Origin of the sequence: Variovorax sp. OK605 (assembly GCF_900115445.1) — a bacterium.
GTDB lineage: Bacteria > Pseudomonadota > Gammaproteobacteria > Burkholderiales > Burkholderiaceae_C > Variovorax.
Genome location: NZ_FOWL01000009.1, coordinates 224749 through 242330, shown reverse-complemented (window position 1 = coordinate 242330; position 17582 = coordinate 224749). Strand labels below are relative to the sequence as shown.

The 17582-nt window shown below is 68.9% G+C and carries 16 protein-coding genes; 8 read left to right on the top strand and 8 right to left on the bottom strand.

Features of this window, described 5'->3' with window-relative positions; translation table 11 throughout:
* Positions 1-254: 254 nt before the first annotated feature.
* From BM013_RS24065 to lpxO, 3 genes are all read left to right on the top strand, one after another.
* Complete coding sequence (locus tag BM013_RS24065) at positions 255-938, top strand: response regulator (protein ID WP_093130170.1); 684 nt, start codon at positions 255-257, stop codon at positions 936-938.
* The gene (locus BM013_RS24060; RefSeq protein WP_093130169.1) at positions 935-2383 is read left to right on the top strand and encodes a sensor histidine kinase; all 1449 of its coding nucleotides are present in this window, start codon (positions 935-937) and stop codon (positions 2381-2383) included. Before BM013_RS24065 ends, BM013_RS24060 begins: the two co-directional genes overlap by 4 nt.
* Before the next feature lie 95 nt (positions 2384-2478).
* The gene (gene lpxO, locus BM013_RS24055; protein ID WP_093130168.1) at positions 2479-3375 is read left to right on the top strand and encodes a lipid A hydroxylase LpxO; all 897 of its coding nucleotides are present in this window, start codon (positions 2479-2481) and stop codon (positions 3373-3375) included.
* A 52-nt stretch (positions 3376-3427) separates the two neighbouring features.
* On the opposite strand, the gene BM013_RS24050 is transcribed toward lpxO, so the two are convergent.
* Genes BM013_RS24050 through BM013_RS24030 form a run of 5 tightly spaced genes read right to left on the bottom strand, consistent with a single transcriptional unit; the run spans position 3428 to position 9110 of the window.
* Positions 3428-4333, bottom strand: coding sequence for a LysR family transcriptional regulator (locus BM013_RS24050; RefSeq protein ID WP_093130167.1), 906 nt, complete (start codon positions 4331-4333; stop codon positions 3428-3430).
* Between the two features lie 24 nt (positions 4334-4357).
* A complete protein-coding gene (locus BM013_RS24045) occupies positions 4358-5818 on the bottom strand; it encodes an efflux transporter outer membrane subunit (protein WP_093130166.1) in 1461 nt (486 codons plus the stop codon).
* Positions 5815-6810 carry an HlyD family secretion protein gene (locus BM013_RS24040; protein WP_093130165.1) on the bottom strand — a complete coding sequence of 332 codons (996 nt, stop codon included), beginning with the start codon at positions 6808-6810 and terminating at the stop codon, positions 5815-5817. The genes BM013_RS24045 and BM013_RS24040 overlap by 4 nt, the downstream gene beginning before the upstream one ends.
* 27 nt (positions 6811-6837) lie before the next feature.
* The gene (locus BM013_RS24035) at positions 6838-7044 is read right to left on the bottom strand and encodes a DUF1656 domain-containing protein (protein ID WP_093130164.1); all 207 of its coding nucleotides are present in this window, start codon (positions 7042-7044) and stop codon (positions 6838-6840) included.
* Positions 7041-9110 carry an FUSC family protein gene (locus tag BM013_RS24030; RefSeq protein WP_256221639.1) on the bottom strand — a complete coding sequence of 690 codons (2070 nt, stop codon included), beginning with the start codon at positions 9108-9110 and terminating at the stop codon, positions 7041-7043. Before BM013_RS24030 ends, BM013_RS24035 begins: the two co-directional genes overlap by 4 nt.
* 202 nt (positions 9111-9312) lie before the next feature.
* Between BM013_RS24030 and BM013_RS24025 the strand changes: the two genes are divergently transcribed.
* Positions 9313-10107, top strand: coding sequence for an AraC family transcriptional regulator (locus BM013_RS24025; RefSeq protein WP_093130162.1), 795 nt, complete (start codon positions 9313-9315; stop codon positions 10105-10107).
* 299 nt (positions 10108-10406) lie between these two features.
* Positions 10407-10721 (top strand): 1-deoxy-D-xylulose-5-phosphate synthase, encoded by a 315-nt coding sequence (locus BM013_RS24020; protein WP_093130161.1) that lies wholly within the window; start codon positions 10407-10409, stop codon positions 10719-10721.
* Positions 10722-10796: 75 nt separating this feature from the next.
* Here the strand turns inward: BM013_RS24020 and BM013_RS24015 are convergent, their stop codons facing one another.
* Together BM013_RS24015 and BM013_RS24010 are read right to left on the bottom strand one after the other, a co-directional pair.
* Positions 10797-11492 carry a DMP19 family protein gene (locus BM013_RS24015; protein WP_093130160.1) on the bottom strand — a complete coding sequence of 232 codons (696 nt, stop codon included), beginning with the start codon at positions 11490-11492 and terminating at the stop codon, positions 10797-10799.
* A 96-nt stretch (positions 11493-11588) separates the two neighbouring features.
* On the bottom strand, positions 11589-12278 hold the full coding sequence (locus tag BM013_RS24010) for a phosphatase PAP2 family protein (protein WP_256220000.1): 690 nt from the start codon (positions 12276-12278) through the stop codon (positions 11589-11591).
* Between the two features lie 162 nt (positions 12279-12440).
* Here BM013_RS24010 and BM013_RS24005 point away from each other — a divergent pair, with 162 nt between their 5' ends.
* Genes BM013_RS24005 through BM013_RS23995 form a run of 3 tightly spaced genes read left to right on the top strand, consistent with a single transcriptional unit; the run spans position 12441 to position 14735 of the window.
* Entirely contained in the window at positions 12441-13139 is a 699-nt protein-coding gene (locus BM013_RS24005; RefSeq protein WP_093130159.1) for a response regulator transcription factor, read from the top strand.
* Positions 13136-14488, top strand: a complete 1353-nt coding sequence (locus BM013_RS24000) for a sensor histidine kinase (RefSeq protein ID WP_093130158.1) — start codon at positions 13136-13138, stop codon at positions 14486-14488. Before BM013_RS24005 ends, BM013_RS24000 begins: the two co-directional genes overlap by 4 nt.
* A gap of 13 nt (positions 14489-14501) precedes the next feature.
* Positions 14502-14735 (top strand): oxidoreductase-like domain-containing protein, encoded by a 234-nt coding sequence (locus BM013_RS23995; RefSeq protein WP_093130157.1) that lies wholly within the window; start codon positions 14502-14504, stop codon positions 14733-14735.
* A 22-nt stretch (positions 14736-14757) separates the two neighbouring features.
* Here the strand turns inward: BM013_RS23995 and ileS are convergent, their stop codons facing one another.
* Positions 14758-17580 carry an isoleucine--tRNA ligase gene (gene ileS / locus BM013_RS23990; protein ID WP_093130156.1) on the bottom strand — a complete coding sequence of 941 codons (2823 nt, stop codon included), beginning with the start codon at positions 17578-17580 and terminating at the stop codon, positions 14758-14760.
* Positions 17581-17582 lie beyond the last annotated feature (2 nt).

Genomic DNA, 17582 nt, shown 5'->3' with positions numbered 1-17582 from the left:
GCGCGCATGGGCGCTGGGGACGCACCGGAGCCGTCCCGCTGCGCCTGCACGTGGAGAGTGGGGTGAGTGAGATGAGAGGGTTTCGGTTCACGCGCGTATCCCGTCAACAGGAGCCAAGAGGTCGCCCCAGTGTCCGGCCCGCAGCTGAAGGCTCCCTGCGGCATTCATGAAGATTTCCTGAAGTCGGCGCGCGGCGCTTGTCAGATACTTCTGCCTCATCCCGGACCCGGGCTGGCTCATTCCCCTGGAGGCCCATGAATCTTTTGCTTGTTGAGGACGATCTTGATCTCGGCAACGGCGTGCGCATTGCGCTGGCCAACCAGGGCATGGACGTGGTGTGGGTCCGCCGGCTCGACGACGCGCTGCGCACGCTCGACGGCGGCGCCTTCGACATGGTGCTGCTCGACCTCGGCCTGCCCGACGGCGACGGGCTCGACCTGCTGTTCCGCCTGCGCCGCGACCGGCAGATCCTGCCGGTGCTGGTGTTGAGCGCACGCGACGCGCTGAACGACCGGCTGCGCAGCCTGGACGACGGCGCCGACGACTACCTCGTCAAGCCCTTCGCGCTGGCCGAGCTGCTGTCGCGCGTGCGGGCACTGGCGCGCCGCAGCTACGGCTTCAACGACGAGACCATCCGCATGCGCGGCCTGGCGCTGCACGAGCCCACGCGCGGCGTGATCGTCGACGGCGAGCCGGTGGAGCTCTCGCGCTGCGAGTTCGACCTGCTCGCGCTGCTGCTCAAGCGCACCGGCCGCGTGGTCACGCGCCGCGTGATGGAAGAGCAGGTGCTGCCCGGCGGCCAGGCCAACGGCAGCAATTCGCTCGAGGTGCACATCTCCAACCTGCGCAAGAAGATCGGGCAGGGCTACATCCGCACGGTGCGCGGCATCGGCTACGTGATCGACGTGCAATCGCTCGCGCGGAGCGCAGCGAAATGATGCAGGCGCTGGCGCAGCGCTGGCAGAACTGGAAACAACCTTCCCTGATGCGGCGCCTGCTGATGGCGCAGATGGCCGTGGTGGCGCTGCTGTGGACCATGGTCATCGCGCTGCTGCTGTACGACTCGTACGAAGACCCCGAGCTGCTGAAGTACGACAAGATCTTCAACACCGTGCTGGCCATCGCGCAGAACACGGCCGACCGGCCCGCGGCGCAGCAGCAGACCCTGGCCGCCTTCGACGCCGCGCTGCTGGAGACCGTGGGCGACGGCGACGCCGCCTCCGACAGCGCACCCGTCATGCAGGTGTGGCAGGGCGACCGGCTCATCTACCGCTCGACGGCGGCGGTGCCCGTGATCCTGAACACCACGCTCGACCGCATCGAGACCGTGAAGGCCGGCAACCGCGAATGGCGCGCGCGCACGCTCGCCTCGGCCACCTCCGACACGCGCGTGATGCTGGCCGAGCCCAGCGTCTGGCGGCTCACGGTCACGGTGATGTACCGCGGCTTCTACCTGCTGCCGCTGGTCATCAGCCTGCCTTTCCTGGTGTTCCCGGCGTGGCTGTCGGTGCGGCTGGCGCTGCGGCCGTGGCGCCAGGTGAGCAAGGAAACCGCCGAGCGCGGGCCGGCCGACCTCACGCCGCTGTCGTATTCGCCGCCGCACAAGGAGCTCAAGCCGCTGGTGCAGAGCATCAACAGCCTGCTGCAGCGCGTGCGCGACAGCACCTCGCGCGAGCGCAGCCTGATCGCCGACGCCGCGCACGAGCTGCGCACGCCGCTGGCCGCCATGCGCGTGAACGTGGAGGCGCTGAAGGAGCAGAGCACCGACGAGGGCCAGCGCGAGCTCATGGGCAACCTGCTGCGCAGCAACGACCGCGCGGCGCGGCTGGTGGGGCAACTGCTGCAGCTCATGCGCAGCGACGCCGTCTCGGGCAACAACCTGCCCGTGATGCTGTCGCTCGACGCGCTGGTGCAGGACCGCCTGGCCATGATCGAGGGCCTGGCCAGCGCCCGCAATGTGGAGCTCGAACTGGTCTGCGACGAGCGCGTGCCGGTGCTCGGGGAGCGCGAGAGCCTGGTGTCGATGATCGACAACCTCATCAACAACGCCATCAAGTACAGCCCCGAGGGTGCGACGGTGGTGGTGCACGTGTGGCGCGAAGGCCCGCACGCCGTGCTGACCGTGACCGACCGCGGCCCGGGCATTCCGAGCGCGCTGCGCGAGCGGGTGTTCGACCGTTTCTTTCGCAACCCCGACCAGACCCAGAGCGGCAGCGGGCTGGGGCTGGCCATCGTCAAGTCGGTGGTCGACCGGCATGGCGGCGAGGTCACGCTGGGCCAGGGCGGGGCGGACGACGCCGGCAGTTCGGGTGGCGGCCTGAGGGCCACCGTGCGGCTGCCGCTGGCCGAGGCCGGCACCCCCCAACCCCTGCTCTGCAGCTGAAACCTCACCCCGGCGCACGGCCAAAGGGCGTGGTCAGGTCCATTTTGGGGCAAGGATTTACACTACCCGGTGCCGTTTACAGGACACTTTCAACAATGAAGTGGGTCATTCTTGCCATCTTCGCGCTCAGTGCGCTCTACGTTCATTTCCGCGGCCAGGTGCGGCATCGTTTCTTCAGACAGCTCTCTGATCACTCGACCTTCCTGGCCCCGCTGAACGTCTTCATGTACCTTTTCTCGAAGGTGCCGGGTACGCCGTACCTGTCGCCCGCGCAGTTCCCCGAGATGCGCATCCTCGAGGAGAACTGGGAAGTCATCCGCGAGGAAGCGCTGGCCATGCGCAATGGCGGCAGCATCAAGGCGTCGAGCCAGTTCAACGACGTGGGCTTCAACTCGTTCTTCAAGAGCGGCTGGAAGCGCTTCTACCTGAAGTGGTACGACGAGGCGCATCCCTCGGCCGCCGTGCTGTGCCCGCGCACCACCGAGCTGCTGAAAGGCATCGGCACCATCAAGGCCGCCATGTTCGCCGAGCTGCCCCCGGGCAGCCGCCTGGTGCGCCACCGCGACCCGTTCGCCGGCTCGCTGCGCTACCACCTGGGCCTGTGGACGCCCGGTGTCGAAGGCTGCTACATCGACGTGGACGGCCAGCGCTACCACTGGCGCGACGGCGAGGCCGTGGTGTTCGACGAGACCTTCATCCACTACGCCGAGAACACGACCGACCACGACCGCGTGATTTTGTTCTGCGACATCGAGCGCCCGCTGAAGTACCGCTGGGCCAGCGCGGTGAACCGCTGGTTCGCGAAGAACCTGCTGGCCGCGGCCAGCTCGCCCAACGACGCGGGCGACAAGACCGGCGGCATCAACCGCGCGTTCAAGTACATCTACCAGATCCGCGTGATCGGCAAGCGCCTGAAGGCGTGGGACAAGCGGGCGTACTACCTGGTGAAGTGGGCCATCTTCGGCGGCCTCGCGCTCTGGATCTTCTGGTAACAGGGCGATAACAAGGCCATGGCCCGGGCTCGGCATGGGTGCCCGGCGCCTGTCAGGCCGGGGCGCTCTGCGGACCCTCGCGCATCCGCACCTCGAGCAGTTCCAGCAGCGCGCGCAATGCCGCGCTGTTGTGCCGGCGCTGCGTGTAGGCCGCGTAGAGCCACATATCACGCGGCATGAATTCCTGAAGCACGGGAACCAGGTTGCCGCGATCGGTGTGCGGCTGTGCCATCAACGCAGGCACGCAGACCGCGCCGATGCCTGCGAGCGCGGCGGCGATCAGCGCACCCGCGTCGTTCGCGTCCATGCGCCCCTGAATCGGAAGGTTGTAGGGCTGGCCCTCCACTTCGAACGGAAGGTATGGCGCACCTGAGCCCAGCGAGTAGGTGAGCACGTCGTGATGCCGCATGTCGTCAGGCTGCTTGGGCATGCCGCGCCGGGCCCAGTACCGGGGCGTGGCGCAGAGGGTGAGCGCCACGCGCTGCAAGCGCCGCACAATCAGATTCTCGTCTCCGATGCGTCCGAACTTCAATGCAACGTCGACGCCTTCCTCGACGAGGTCGACCACGCGATTGCCGAGCTGGAGGTCGATGTGCACATCGGGATACCGCGTGAGGAACTCGCTCAGCAGGCCAGGAAAAGCGGTCTGCACGAGCCCGTGAAGTCCGGCGACGCGCAGGCGCCCGCTGGGCCGCGACCCATGCGCCTGCATTTCGCTCTGCGTCAGCTCGATCATCTCGACCAGGGGCGCGCTGCGCAGCTGGAGCAGCCGCCCCGCATCGGTCAGCGTGACCGAGCGCGTCGAGCGGTTGAACAGCCGCACGTTGAAGCGTGATTCGAGCGTGGCGACATGCTTGCTGACGGTGGCTTTCGAAATGCCCAGCTTGCCGGCCGCGCGCGAGAAGCTGCCGCGGGCGGCAATTTCCAGGAATGTCCGGAGGTGGTCGAGCCCGTCCATGGGGTTCTCCTGGTCGGGCAGGCGCTAACGCGCAGCATCCGCCAGGACCTCTTCGGTTTCCCAGCCCCCGCCCAGCGCCATGAAAACGGCGACCTGTTCGTCGGCCAGTTGGGCCTCCGACGCCGCCAGGGCGGCTTCGCTGGCCGCCAGCGTGCGTTGCGCGTCCAGCGCCTCGAGCTGTGCGACCTTGCCGTTGACATAGAGCATGCGGGCCTGGCGGGCCACGGTGGCGCTCTGGTCGCGCGCGGCGGACAACGCGCCATGGCGTTCCAGCTCGCGTGCGTAGAGGTCGAGCGTGGTCTCGACCTCCCGCAGTGCGGTCAGCACGGTGCCGTCGAAGCGCGCGGCAGCCATTCGCGTCGTTGCCTCGGCCTGCGCAATGCGCGCCTGGGCGACGCCGGTGTTCGGCAAGGTCCAGCTGATCAGCGGGCCCAGGCTGTAGCTCAACGTTTCACGGTTGCCGAACCTGTCCAGAAAGCCAGCCGAGCTGGCCGACACGCCCAGGACCACCTTGGGATACAGCTCGGCGGTTGCGACGCCGATGCGGGCCGTGGCGGCGGCCAGGTTGCGCTCTGCCTGGCGAACGTCGGGCCGGCGACGCAACAAGGCCGCGCCGTCTCCCACCGGCAGCAGTCCCGCCACGCGCGGCGGTTGTTCGCACCGGGCCACTGCCGCGGGAAAGTCACGCGGCGCGGCGCCCGTGAGGGTGGCCAGCCGGTACAACGCGCCTTGGCGCAGGGCCTGGAGGGGCGGCAGTGCGGCGCGGAGTTGTTCCAGCTGGCCGCGTGCGCGAACGATGTCGATTTCCCCCACCTTGCCTGCGCGCTGCAGCCGCTCGGAGAGCCGGATCGCCTCCTCCTGCAGGCGCACCGACTCCTGCGCGGCGCGCAAGCGCAGGCCGCTCGAGCAGACCGTTGCATAGGCTTGCGCCGTGCCGCGGGCCACGCTCACGCGCACGAGGTCCACCGCCGCCTGCGCGGCGCCCGTGCCCGCCTCGGCGGCCTCGATGGCGCGGCGCAGCTGGCCGAACAGGTCCAGCTGGTACGACAAGCTCGCACCCGAGCCGTAGGTGAAGCGGCCGGGCGGCTCGTAGTCCTTCTGCACCAGGGCCAGGCCCGACACGTGTCCGAAACCCGGACCCCCGCTCACGGTGGCCGTCGGCTTCTCGTTGCCGTGGACCTCGGCTTCCAGCGCCTGCTCGCGCGCCAGGTTGGCCACGGCTTGCCGCAGGTCGCTGTTGTGTTCGAACGCTCGGGCCACCAGCGCGTCCAGCTGCGGGTCCTTGTACAGCCGCCACCAGTGCGGCGGCAAGGCCGCATCTGCCGCGACCTCGCCGGCGGATTGAAACGGGCGTGCGGAGGTCGCCTGGTCGGCGGAGAGCGCGGCCGGGGCCACGTAGTCCGGTCCCACCGGCGGGTGGGCACAGCCGGCCAGAAGTACGCCTGTGGCTGCAGCGAAGGCCAGCCATCGATACAGCGGGCTCATCCTCGGCGCTCCGACAAGCGCACCTTGGCAGCCGCGCTTGTAGCCGTTTCGAGCACCTGCACCGTGACCGTCTGGCCCACCACCAGCCGGGTGCCGGCCGGCAGCGGGTTCAGCTTGATGCGCACCGGCACACGCTGCGCAAGGCGCACCCAGTTGAATGTGGGGTTCACGCTGGGCAGCAGGTTGGCGCTGGTGCTGCGGTCGCGATCGGCAATGCCGGCGGCAATGCTCTCCACCGTGCCCTCGAGCGCTCCGGCGTCCATGAGCGTCACGCGCACGCGGTCCCCGAAGTGGATGCGGGCCAGCTTGTTTTCCTCGAAATAGCCTTCGACGTAGACCGATTCCGCGTCCACCAGCGCCATCACCGGGTGGCCGGCATTCGCGTAGGCGCCTCGCTGCAGGTCGAGGTTGGTCACCAGCCCCGAGGTGGGTGCGCGCACCTCCGTGCGTTGCAGGTTGAGCCTTGCCGTGTCCAGCACGACCTGCGCCTGGCGCAGCCCCGCTTCGGCCGATTGGAGCGCGCCCTGCGCCTGGTCTGCCCGCAGGCGCGACTGCTCGCGCACTTCCTGCGAGATCAGCTCGCCCAGGCCCGAATTGCGACGGCTTTCGCGCAGGGCCTGCGCCAGCGCGATGCGCTGGTTGCCGATGGCGATGCCCTGCGCGGCAACGGCAGCCTCGGCCTGCTGTTGCGCCAGCTCGAAGCGGGCCTTGTCCACCGAAAACAGCAAGGCCCCGGCGGCGACGGACTGGTTGTCCTGCACGGCCACGTGGGCCACCGCTCCGGACACGTCGGGTGCGACCTGCACGATGTTGGCGCGCACGCGTCCGTTGCGGGTCCAGGGGGCCAGCTCGTAGTGGTCCCACAGTTGCCACGCAGCCCAGCACGCGGTCGCCACCGCCAGCACGGTCGCGCACAAGCGGGCGAGGGAGTGAGCGAAGGGGTGAGCGAGACGCAAGGCCCCGGCAGGAGAAGAGAGGGCGTCAGGTTTCATGGGTAGAACGGAATGCAAGAACAGGAATCAGGCCGGGAAGGCGCCGGTGAGGCGGGTCAGTGCGTACAGCCACAGGACGTACAGCGCCAGGTCGAACAGGGCGGGGTGCCACACCCATCGATAGGCGCCGGCCCATGCCAGCAAGCGCCGCGTGGCCCAGGCGCACGCCAGCGCGCCGCCTGCCAGCAGCAACAGCCACGGCAGGTACACGCCGTACAGATTCGCTTCGATCATGGTTGGAGAGCGGCCGGAGCCGACGGGAAAAGGTTGCGACGAAGACCCACCAGGGCCGCGATGGCATGCGGCCCGGCGTCGCCATGCACAGCGCCAAGCAGCAGCCGGTCGATCTGCGGCATCAGCGACTCAGGGCAGTGCGGCGTGCCCGCCGCCTGGGCCCTGAAGACACGGGCCAGCTCGGCGAAAAGGCGGCGGGTGGGTTCGGCCGGAAGCCGGCGCCGCTGCTGCTGCAAGGCCACGATGTCCGCACCCACGCGCAGGTCGCACAGTGCGCGCTGCGCGGCGGCCCGAGCCGCCTCGCCGCCGGCGGGCGCCATGCGCGGGGCCAGCAGCGCGGTGCGGTCCAGCATCCGGGCGGCGTAGGCGTCGCGCGCGCCAGCGTCCTGGGAACGGGTGGCCAGGTCGGCGAGATCGCGCCAGGTCGCGCGCCGGATGCGTTGCGCGCTCCAGTCGCGCCCCACGCTGCGCACCAGGGCGGTCACGCGGGCCGCGATCAGCGCGCCAGCGAACAAGGCCAGGTTGGAACCGACGAAGCTCAGCAGGTCGGCGTTGGCGGTGTCGTGCAAGGCGAGCGTGCCCGCGACGCCGAAGAACATGCCGAGGGCGGCCAGGGAACTCGCCGGTCGCGCCATGTAGCAGCCCACCACCAGAAACAGGGGCGCGATGCACAGCACCAGCACGGCGAAGTCATTCACCAGCGGGATGACCGCCAGCACGTAGAAGGCGGACACCGGCATCGACCACAGCAGTGCCTTGATGAACTGGTGCATGGCTGGCACCGGGTCGTCCATGGTGGCGAAGAAGCAGCAGAAGACGGCCGCGCTCATGGCCATCGCGGACCCCGAAGGCCACCCCAGGGCAATCCAGAGTGCGCAAGACGCGCAGGTGGCCAGCACGGCGGTCATCGCCGAACGCAGTGCGAGTCCACGGTCCAGATGGAGCACCGTTTGACCGAGTGCCGCAATGCGTCGCAGCGGCACCGCTTTTCCGGCCAGGCCCGCATCGACATCGCCACGCAGCACCGTGCATGCATGCCAGCCGTCGACAAGCTCCGCGAGGCGGACCGCCAGATCGACACGCAGCGCGCGGATCCATGGCGACGCCGCCGGTCCGCCCGCCAAGGCGCCAAAGGCGGCGTGGGCTTCGTCCAGCGCGCTGCGCGGTGCGCCCGGCTCCAGCCACTGCGTGTGCCGGGCAAGGGCCGAGGCGATGTCGACCGGCACTTCGCCCGCTGTGGCGCGGAGTGCTTCGAGCCGGTCTTCCACCGCCGACAGCGTGGGCGTCAGCGCGGCAATGCGGTCCTGCAAGGCGCGGATGCTGCCTGCCGCCCAGCGCAGATTGGTGGTGTCGAACGGGACATGCGTGGACAGCAGGCGCAGCTGGGTGATGTCGAGGGCCAGGCGCTGGCGGTCCGCATCGATGCGCTCGCGGCCTGGTTCGCCGAGGTTGTCGTTGGGGCTGTCATCGAGCAGATCGCTCCACCATCGACGCGCATCGCCCAGCGCCCGGTCCATCACCCCGAGCAGGGTCGGCCCCAGCCCCGCCGGCAGCACGATGCTGTGAACCAGGCTGGCGCACAGAATGCCCAGCCCGATCTCTTCTGTGCGCGCCACGGCCGTGTCGAACATCGACGCAGGCGCCTCCACCAAGGGAAAGCCGATGATCGCGGCCGAATACCCCGCCAGCAGGAAGACGTACGAGCGCGCGCTGCGGTCCAGCAGCGACAGGTAGAGGCACAGGCCCGTCCATGTCGCCAGCGCCAGCGACAGCAGCTCCGGCGAGGCGGACAGCGACGGGATCAGCACCACGGTGGCCGCGCACCCCAGCAAGGTGCCCACGAAACGGTAGAGCGCCTTGGAGCGCACGTTGCCGGCCAGCGGGTGGGCCACGATGTAGGCGGTCATCAGGGCCCAGAACGGCCGCGGCAGCCCGAAGCGGCCGGCCAGGTACAACGCGAGCGTTGCCGCGACAAAGCTCTTGCACGAGAAGAGCAGTTCCTGGCGTGAGAAGCGCGGCAGCGCGACCCTCTTCCATCGCCCCGCGTGGGGCGCGGAAGGCGGCAAAGGCGTGCCCGCTTCCGCTCGTCTTTTGTTGCGAATCACTGTCATGCGTCGATGCTAGGGACGGGCACGAGAGGCAGGAATTGCATTCCTGGCCGAATGATTTCTCTTTTCGGACATCGCCGGTGCCAAGCCTTGCCGGGCGCTCGCCGTCGGAGCCGGGGGACAATGGCGCGCCTGCACCAACGATCCATTTTTGGAAACCATGCGAAGTCTGGAATTCGGCGAGCAAGACCTTGACTACCAGCCCTCGGTACCGGTCTGTGCCCTTCGCGTCGATGTGGAGGCACGCGAGCGCGAAATCCCGGTCCACGAGCACCGGTCCGGCCAGCTCGTGATCGCCTTGCGCGGCGCCGTCTCGTGCGACGTGCCGGGTGCGCTCTGGATGGTTCCGCCACAGGCGGGCGTGTGGATTCCGGGAGGGATACCGCACAGCAACCACGGCACGGCGAACGCGGTGATCTACTACCTGTTCGTTGCGCCCGGCGCGGCGCCCTTGCCGACGCGATGCTGTACCTTGCGCCTCAGTCCGATGCTGAGCGAAATGATTCAACATCTGGCGGGCCTGCCGCCAAGCTATGCGTCCGGCGATCCGACGGACCGGCTGGCCCGCGTGTTGCTGGACCAGCTCTGCGAGATGCCTGTCGAAGAACTTTCCCTGCCGATGCCGCAGGATGCACGGCTTCGAAGAATCTCACGGGCCATCACGGCGGAGCCTTCCAACCGCAGAACGCAGAGTGACTGGGCGGCCGAACTCGGCATGAGCGAGCGGACCCTGAACCGGCTGTGCACCACGCAGACGGGCCTGAGCTTCGGTCGCTGGCGGCGTCAACTGCACATGATCCTGGCGCTTCGCGACCTGTCCGCGGGGGCGACCGTGCAGCAGGTCTCGTACGACCTGGGGTACGAGTCTCCCTCGGCCTTCATCACCATCTTCAAGAAGGCTTTCGGAAAGCCTCCGGCCACCTATATCAGCGACCGATGGAGGGCCGGAGACTGAACTCGGGTTGCGGTGGCGGCGTTGAGTCAATGCCGCTTGCTTGGTGCATTCACGCATGGACCTGCGCCAATGTCCGCTCCACACTTCGGGGCGGCGGTCTTCCGGCGCTGGTAGAGGACGCTTCGGCACCCGCCCGCTTGGGGCGGTTCCTCGATGCCGGAGACTGTCGTCGCTTGCCTTGCGTGCGCGCATGTGCGCCTGCTCGACAGCGGCCTGCTTGCTGCAGTCGGCCAGGAGCGGCCCTTGCCGCTGGTACCCATCTCTCGATATTCGGAGGAGCCCTGGTGAGAAGCCGCATCATGTACATCGAGGCCAAGTCCGGTGGCCTCACAGGCCCGGCTCGCATCGGTCGCGTCACGTTCTCCAAGTCCGGGGCCACGCTCTATTACGCAGGAAGGGCGTTTCGCAGCCTCAAGGGAAACGGCTTCAAGTCGAACTACTTCGAAGTCGAAACCGGCGACCATTATTGGATTTCAGGGCCGCGCAAGGACGGGAAGGACGCGCTGTACGCAACGCATGTCCGGCCCGCCATCGACGACGATGTTCGAAACGAATACTGGGCGGCCCTCAGAGGCGCCAGCTTCGTGCGGGCGCCTGAACGGCAGGCGGCCTGAGCCCGGGCGTGCCGGTCAGGCCCGACGACTGCAACGCCCGGCGCTCATTCAAGCCGACGACCGCGCGCCCCGTTCTCAAGGGCGCTCGATCGGCTCCACACGCATCGATCCGGGCGGCACATTGCCAGCCAACCCGTAGCACGCCAACCCCAACGGCGCCAGCCGGTCAGGGTAGGCCCAGAAGGCGTGGTCCAGCGCGTCGAGCTCTTCGCTTTCCGCTTCGGTCAGCAAGCGGTAGATGTCCTGCATGGATTGCATGCGCGGATCGTGTTCCAGCCGCTGAATGATGTCGCGCTGTCGCTGCACGATGGCGAGCGCCTGGTGCGCGCCGATTTTTCGCACCGCCTCCAGCGCGATCCGGCAGTTGGCTTCGCCCCAGTTCCCGAAGAACTGCAGGAAGCCGCCGTTGTTCATGTCGGCTTCGAGCCGCCACAGCGCGCACAGGTCCTGCTCGCGCGAAGGCAGGGCCTCCAGTTTCCAGCCGGCGTCCTTGAGCGATGCCATCGCCGCGTCGTACGACGCCTCCCAGGCCAGGTCGCATGTGTTGATCAAGCCGACCTCGTCGGGCTGCGCCAACGCGGGCCATGAGATGCCGCAGCCCCCGTCGACCAGCACCCATTGGGCGCGCTGCGCGGAGGTCGCCTTCTCCAGCACGCTGTGCAGGCGATAGGGCTGGGGGTGTTCGCTGCCGTTGGCGAGCGTCAACTGCAGGCTGTCGGTGCCCAGCGTGACGCGTTCGATGCGCAGCGCGGCGGCGATGTCGTTGACCATGATTTCAGAGAGGGCCGGTGTTGTTGTTCCTCGCGCTTTGTACCGTACCCGGGCACTCGGGCACTCGGGCACTCGGGCACTCGGGCACTCAGGTGCTCAGGCCTCGGTCCACACCAGCCAGTCGCGCGTGTTGCCGGCCCAGCTCACCACGCCCGCGAGCAGCGTGCCGCCCAGCACGTCGAGCAGCACGTGCTGGCGCGTTGCCAAGGTCGAGTAGACGATGCCCAGGGCCCACAGCAGGTTCAGCGTGCGCACCCAGGCGGGCGCGCCGACGCTGCGCAGCTGCCGCGCCAGCAGCACCGCGGTGAGCACGGCGAACGCGACGTGCAGCGACGGGAACGCGTTGCCGCCCGCGTCCGCCGTCTTGAGGAACTGCAGCGCCGGGTACTGCGACCAGTCGACCGCGAACGCGGGCACCACCGTCGGGAACAGGCAGAACACCAGCAGGCCGACGGTGGCCATCAGCGCGGCGTCGCACGCGCAGGCCCAGAGCTCGGCCTTGTCCTTCGCGAAGGCCGGCGCGAGCGAGATGTAGAACCACAGCGAGCCGTACAGCAGCATCGCGTCGTCGTTCACGCCCACCCAATGGTCCAGCGGCGTGAGCGGCATCACCGTGGGTTCCCACAGCGGGTTGTGCATCACCCAGAAGTACACGAAGAAGAAGCCCGAGATGCCCAGCGTGGTGCCGAACATCTTGACCACCCAGAGCGTCGCGATGCGCTGGCCCAGCGCCGCGTACCAGGGCACGGGCCGCAAGGGGGAATGGGTCGCCGGACGGGAGGTCACCGATGCTGCTCTCGGAGGAATGGGCGTTCCAGCTTAGAGGCCTGCATTGCGTGAACATTGCGTCTTCCGCAAGGAAGGCCTCTCCTAGAATGACCGGCCCCTGTCGGTCTCCGCCAGTCCCTTCTTGCGCATTCGCGCACTTCATCACCGCATCGCCACCCCATGAGAATCCTGCTTGTCGAAGACGAGGTCGACCTGGCCCAGGCGCTGGCCTCGGCGTTGCGGCAGAACCAGGCGGTGGTCGACGTGGCGGGCTCGCTGCGCGAGGCCGAGGAGGCGGCGCTGTCGGCGCAGCACGACGTGATCGTGCTCGACCGCGGCCTGCCCGACGGCGACGGGCTGTCGCTCGTGGCCTTCCTGCGGCACAACGACATCGCCACCGCGGTGCTGGTGCTCACCGCAATGACCGACGTGGCCGAGCGCGTGCTGAGCCTGGACGGCGGCGCCGACGACTACCTCGCCAAGCCCTTCTCCATGGACGAGCTGATGGCGCGCGTGCGCGCGCTGGCGCGACGCCCCGCGGTGCGCGCCCACCTCGTCATGACGCTCGGCCTGCTGCGCTTCGACCATCAGCTGCGCCAGGCCTACGTGGGCGAAGCGAGCCTCACGCTGCCGCGGCGCGAACTGCTGGTGCTCGAGGCGCTGCTCGAACACCGCGGGCGCACCGTGCTGCGCGAGGCCATGCAGGACCGCGTGTACGGCCACCAGGACGAGATCCAGTCGAACGCGCTCGACACGCACGTCTCGCGCCTGCGCTCCAAGCTCGACAAGGCCGGCGCGCAGGTCGAGATCCACGCCATTCGCGGCGTGGGCTATCTCATCTGCGCGGCAACGCAGGCCGCGGCCGCGGAATCGCGATGAGCCTGAGCCTGATCTCGCTGCGCTGGCAGCTCATCTGGAGCCTGATCCTGCTGCAGGTGGTGGTCGGCTCGCTGGTGCTGGGCGGCTTCATCGGCCTGGCCTGGGTGATGGGCCGCGTGGTCGACGAGACGGGGCAGGAAACCGTGGCCGTGATCCGGCGCGCGGTCACGCGCGATGCCGGCGGCAAGCTGCTGCTGGAACCCACCGCCGAGCTGCAACGCGTGCAGGCCGATCCGTCGTTCTGGTTCACCGTGCGCGACACCACGGGCCAGGAGGTGCGCCACGGCGACATGCCGGCGAAGTACGAAGCGCTGATGCACGGGCTCGACGGCCTGGCGCGCCTGTCCATCGAGCCGGCCAACGACAACACGCAGCCCAAGGCGCGCTTCGAGCGCGTGGAAACCGCGGCGGGCCCGGTCAACGTGATGACGCAGACCGGCGCGCCGCTGACGGTGAAGAACACGCTGAAGGGCACCGGCCTGGTGTTCCTGTTCCTGGTGGCGCCGATGGCGCTGGTCACCTGTCTCGGCGTGATCCTGGCCACGCCCTTCGTGGTGAAGCGCGGCCTGAAGGGCGTGGTGGCCACGGCCGAGCATGCGGAGAGCATCGACGTGCACGAGCGGACCACGCGGTTGCCGCTGGCCAACGTGGCCAGCGAGATCCGCCCGCTGGTGAATGCCGTGAACCGCGCGTTCGACCGGCTCAACGAAGGCTACGACCGCCAGGAGCGCTTCCTGGCCGACGCCGCGCACGAGCTGCGCACGCCCATCACCACGCTGCAGATCAACATCGAGGGCCTGCCCGGCGGCGATCCGCTGAAGGTGAAGCTGATGCAAGCCTCGGCGCGGCTGGCCACGCTGGCCGAGCAGCTGCTCGACCTGCAGCGGCTGGACCGCATCGCCTCGCAGGACCGCCAGCAGATCGACCTGAAGGCGCTGTGCGAGCGCATGGCGGGCGACATTGCGCCGCTGGCCATCATGAACCGCTGCACGCTCTCGGTCGACGCGCCGCGGCCGCTGTGGGTGAGCGGCGACGCGCCTTCGCTCGAACGTGCGCTCACCAACCTGATCCAGAACGCCATCGAGCACGGCGGGCCGGGCTGCGACATCCAGGTGCGGCTGTGGGAGCCTTCGGGCTTCGAGGTGCTGGACTCGGGGCCGGGCATTCCGGAGGCCGACCGCGAGCGCGTGGTGGCGCCGTTCCACCGGCTGGTGCCGCGCGGGCGCGGCGCGGGGCTGGGGCTGCACCTGGTGGCCGAGGTGGCGCGCCTGCACGGCGGCCAGCTCACCATCGGGTCGAGCGAATCGGGCGGCGCGAAGATGCGGCTCGAACTGAACCTGGTGGCCTGAGAGCCTTCGTGCCATGAACCCCATCGACCGGCTGCCGGAACCCACCAACCTCGCGGGCGCGCAAGCGCTGATCGCGCGCGTGCAGGCCCTGCTCCACGCGCACGGTGTCGCCCTGCGCGCACCGCCGCCCGAGCCCACCACCTGCTGCGGGCGTGGCTGCAACGGTTGCGTGTGGGAAGGCTGGCTCGCGGCGGTGAACTACTGGCGCGACGAGGCCTCGCTGCTGCTGAGCGACGGCTCCGCCTGAGCGCGCGCGGCGCACGGCCGCGTCATGCGGCTGGTGACGATTCCGTTTCCTGTGCAAACCCGGCGAAGCCGCGCAGCACCCCTTCGCACCGGTGGCACAGCATCTCCGGCCCGGTGTCGGCCGTCACGGTGGCCTCGTGCCGCCAGCACCTGGCGCAGCGCAAGGTCTCGGTTCGCCGCACCTTGATGTCGACCGCGTGGCTCTCCTTCAGCGCCACCTCTGCAACGATGAAGATCGACGGCAGCTCGAAACACAGGGGCGCCAGCGCTTCGATGACCTGCGCGGGCGCCTCGATGACGATGCTCGCCTCGCTCGAACGGCCGATGGCGCCGGACGACCGAAGGTCTTCGATCGCCTTCATGACGCCGGGGCGAAGCTGTTTCACCTGCCGCCAGAATTCGCCGGCGTGCGACATGTCGACAAGGGGCGGCGCGGCCTCGTCCCAGGTGTGGAGGAACACGCTGTCGTCGCCGTCGTTGAACAGCACCGCCCACGCTTCCTCCGTCGTGAAGCTGAGAATCGGCGCCGCCAGCAGCAGCAGGTTCTTCAGGATGACGTGCAGCGCCGTCTGCGCGCTGCGCCTGTCATGGCCGTCGCGTGCGCCGGCGTACAGCCGGTCCTTCAGCACGTCGAGATAGAACCCGCCGAGTTCTTCGGCGCAGTAGCCGTGAATCAGCCGCGTCACCGCCACGAAGTCGTAGTCGCGGTAGCCCTGGCGGCACTGCGCGACAAGCTCGCTGCAGCGCGCCATCGCGTACTGGTCGACCGGCGCCAGGCGGCGCGCGGGCACCGCGTGGGCGGCGGCGTCGAAGTCCGACACGTTCAGCAGCAGGAAGCGGACCGTGTTGCGAATGCGCCGGTACATCTCGACCACGCGGTCCAGGATCTCGTTCGACACGGAGATGTCGGTGGCGTAGTCCGTGCTGGCCACCCACAGCCGGACGATGTCCGCGCCCCGCGTGCTCGCCACCTCCTGGGGGCTGACCGTGTTGCCCAGCGATTTGCTCATCTTCTTGCCGTGGGCATCGACGGCGAAGCCGTGGGTCAGCACGGCCTTGAAGGGCGCGTGGCCATCGGCCGCGCAGCCCGTCATGAGCGAGGAGCCGAACCAGCCGCGGTGCTGGTCGGAGCCTTCCAGGTAGAGGTCCGCCTGGCCGATGTCGCTGCCGCTGCTGTTGCCCTGGGCATCCCCGCGTCGAGGGTCCCGGTAGACCGTGGCGTGGATGGAGCCGGAGTCGAACCACACGTCCAGCGTGTCCGCCAGTTTCTCGTACTCGGCTTCGTCGACCCCCAGGTCCGCCGGCCTCAGTCGGGTCCAGGCGGCGATGCCTTCGCGTTCGATGCGCTGCGCCACTTCTTCGACAAGGCGCGCGGTCTCGGGGTGCAGCGACCGGTCGTTGCGCCGCACGAAGAAGGCCAGCGGCACGCCCCACGAGCGCTGGCGCGAAATGCACCAGTCGGGCCGGCCGTCGATCATCGCTTCCATGCGCGAACGGCCCGACGCGGGGTAGAACGGCACGTCCCTGATGGCCTCGCGCGCGGTTTCCCGCAGCGTGCGTGCGTCGCCGGCGGCCCGGCGGTCCATGCCGATGAACCACTGGGTCGTCGCGCGAAAAAGAATCGGCGTCTTGTGGCGCCAGCAGTGGGGGTACGAATGTTCGATGGGCGCCTGCCGCAGCAAGGCGCCACTCACCGCCAGCATCTCCAGGATGGCCGTGCTGCCTTCCTGCAGCGCCATGCCGCCGATGGTCGGCAGGCCGGCCGCGAACCGGCCGGCCCCGTCGATCACGTTGTCGCCGGTGATGCCCAGCCCCTGGCACAGCTCGAAATCTTCCGCGCCGTGCGCCGGCGCCAGGTGAACCAGGCCGGTGCCGGTATCGAGCGACACAAAGTCGGCCGCCACCACGGGCACCGCGGCGGCCAGCAGCGGATGCGCGAGCATGAGACCGACGAGGTCGATGCCCGGCGCGACCGCGCAGAGTTCGTGGTCCGTGCCCAGCGCGTCGAGCAGCGTGCGGCTGCTTTCCACCGCCAGCACCAGCAGCCCGCCGGGCGTGTCGTACAGGCCGTAGCTGGCGGTCGGGTCGAGGGCCACGGCCCGGTTGCCGGGCAGCGTCCATGGCGTGGTGGTCCAGATGACCAGCCGCGCCGGCCTGTCCGGCATGGGCTGGCACTGGAAGCGCGACGCGAAATCGACCGCGTCCAGCACCCGCAGGCCGACATAGGCCGTCACCGATCGCTTGGGCGCGTACTCGAGCTCCGCCTCGGCCAGGGCCGACTGGCAATCGACACACCAGTTCACGGGCTTCTGGCCGCGAAACAGCAGGCCGCGCTGGCGAATGCGGTCGAGAAAGCGGACCTCGTTGGCCTCGGTCTCGAAGTCCATGGTGCGAAAGGCGTGCGCCCAGTCGCCGAGCAGCCCCAGCCGCAGAAAGTCCTTCTTCTGGCTCTGCGTCTGCAGCAGCGCGTAGTCGCGGCACAGCTGCTGCACCTGCTCCGTTGGCAGCCCCCTGCCATGGGTCTGCTCGATGCGGTGTTCGATGGGCATGCCATGGCAGTCCCAGCCGGGAATCCACTGCGCATCGAAGCCGTCGAAGAAGCGGCTCTTGAACACCATGTCCTTGAGAACCTTGTTCACCGCGTGGCCGATGTGGATGTCGCCGTTCGCATAGGGCGGCCCGTCGTGCAGCACGAACGGCGGGCGGCCGGCCGCCGCGCTGCGCATCCGGTCGTAGATGCGCTGCGCGGCCCACCGCTCGACCCACTCGGGCTCGCGGCGAGGCAGGTCGCCCTTCATCGGAAACGGTGTCTTCAACAGGTTCAGGGTGTCTTTGAGGTCGGTCATTT

What these genes read in the sequence shown, in the direction of transcription:
- BM013_RS24065 (WP_093130170.1), top strand. Translation starts at nt 255, where the DNA reads ATGAATCTTTTGCTTGTTGAGGACGATCTTGATCTCGGCAACGGCGTG.
- BM013_RS24060 (WP_093130169.1), top strand. Translation starts at nt 935, where the DNA reads ATGATGCAGGCGCTGGCGCAGCGCTGGCAGAACTGGAAACAACCTTCC.
- lpxO (WP_093130168.1), top strand. Translation starts at nt 2,479, where the DNA reads ATGAAGTGGGTCATTCTTGCCATCTTCGCGCTCAGTGCGCTCTACGTT.
- BM013_RS24050 (WP_093130167.1), bottom strand. Translation starts at nt 4,333, where the DNA reads ATGGACGGGCTCGACCACCTCCGGACATTCCTGGAAATTGCCGCCCGC.
- BM013_RS24045 (WP_093130166.1), bottom strand. Translation starts at nt 5,818, where the DNA reads ATGAGCCCGCTGTATCGATGGCTGGCCTTCGCTGCAGCCACAGGCGTA.
- BM013_RS24040 (WP_093130165.1), bottom strand. Translation starts at nt 6,810, where the DNA reads ATGAAACCTGACGCCCTCTCTTCTCCTGCCGGGGCCTTGCGTCTCGCT.
- BM013_RS24035 (WP_093130164.1), bottom strand. Translation starts at nt 7,044, where the DNA reads ATGATCGAAGCGAATCTGTACGGCGTGTACCTGCCGTGGCTGTTGCTG.
- BM013_RS24025 (WP_093130162.1), top strand. Translation starts at nt 9,313, where the DNA reads ATGCGAAGTCTGGAATTCGGCGAGCAAGACCTTGACTACCAGCCCTCG.
- BM013_RS24020 (WP_093130161.1), top strand. Translation starts at nt 10,407, where the DNA reads ATGTACATCGAGGCCAAGTCCGGTGGCCTCACAGGCCCGGCTCGCATC.
- BM013_RS24015 (WP_093130160.1), bottom strand. Translation starts at nt 11,492, where the DNA reads ATGGTCAACGACATCGCCGCCGCGCTGCGCATCGAACGCGTCACGCTG.
- BM013_RS24005 (WP_093130159.1), top strand. Translation starts at nt 12,441, where the DNA reads ATGAGAATCCTGCTTGTCGAAGACGAGGTCGACCTGGCCCAGGCGCTG.
- BM013_RS24000 (WP_093130158.1), top strand. Translation starts at nt 13,136, where the DNA reads ATGAGCCTGAGCCTGATCTCGCTGCGCTGGCAGCTCATCTGGAGCCTG.
- BM013_RS23995 (WP_093130157.1), top strand. Translation starts at nt 14,502, where the DNA reads ATGAACCCCATCGACCGGCTGCCGGAACCCACCAACCTCGCGGGCGCG.
- ileS (WP_093130156.1), bottom strand. Translation starts at nt 17,580, where the DNA reads ATGACCGACCTCAAAGACACCCTGAACCTGTTGAAGACACCGTTTCCG.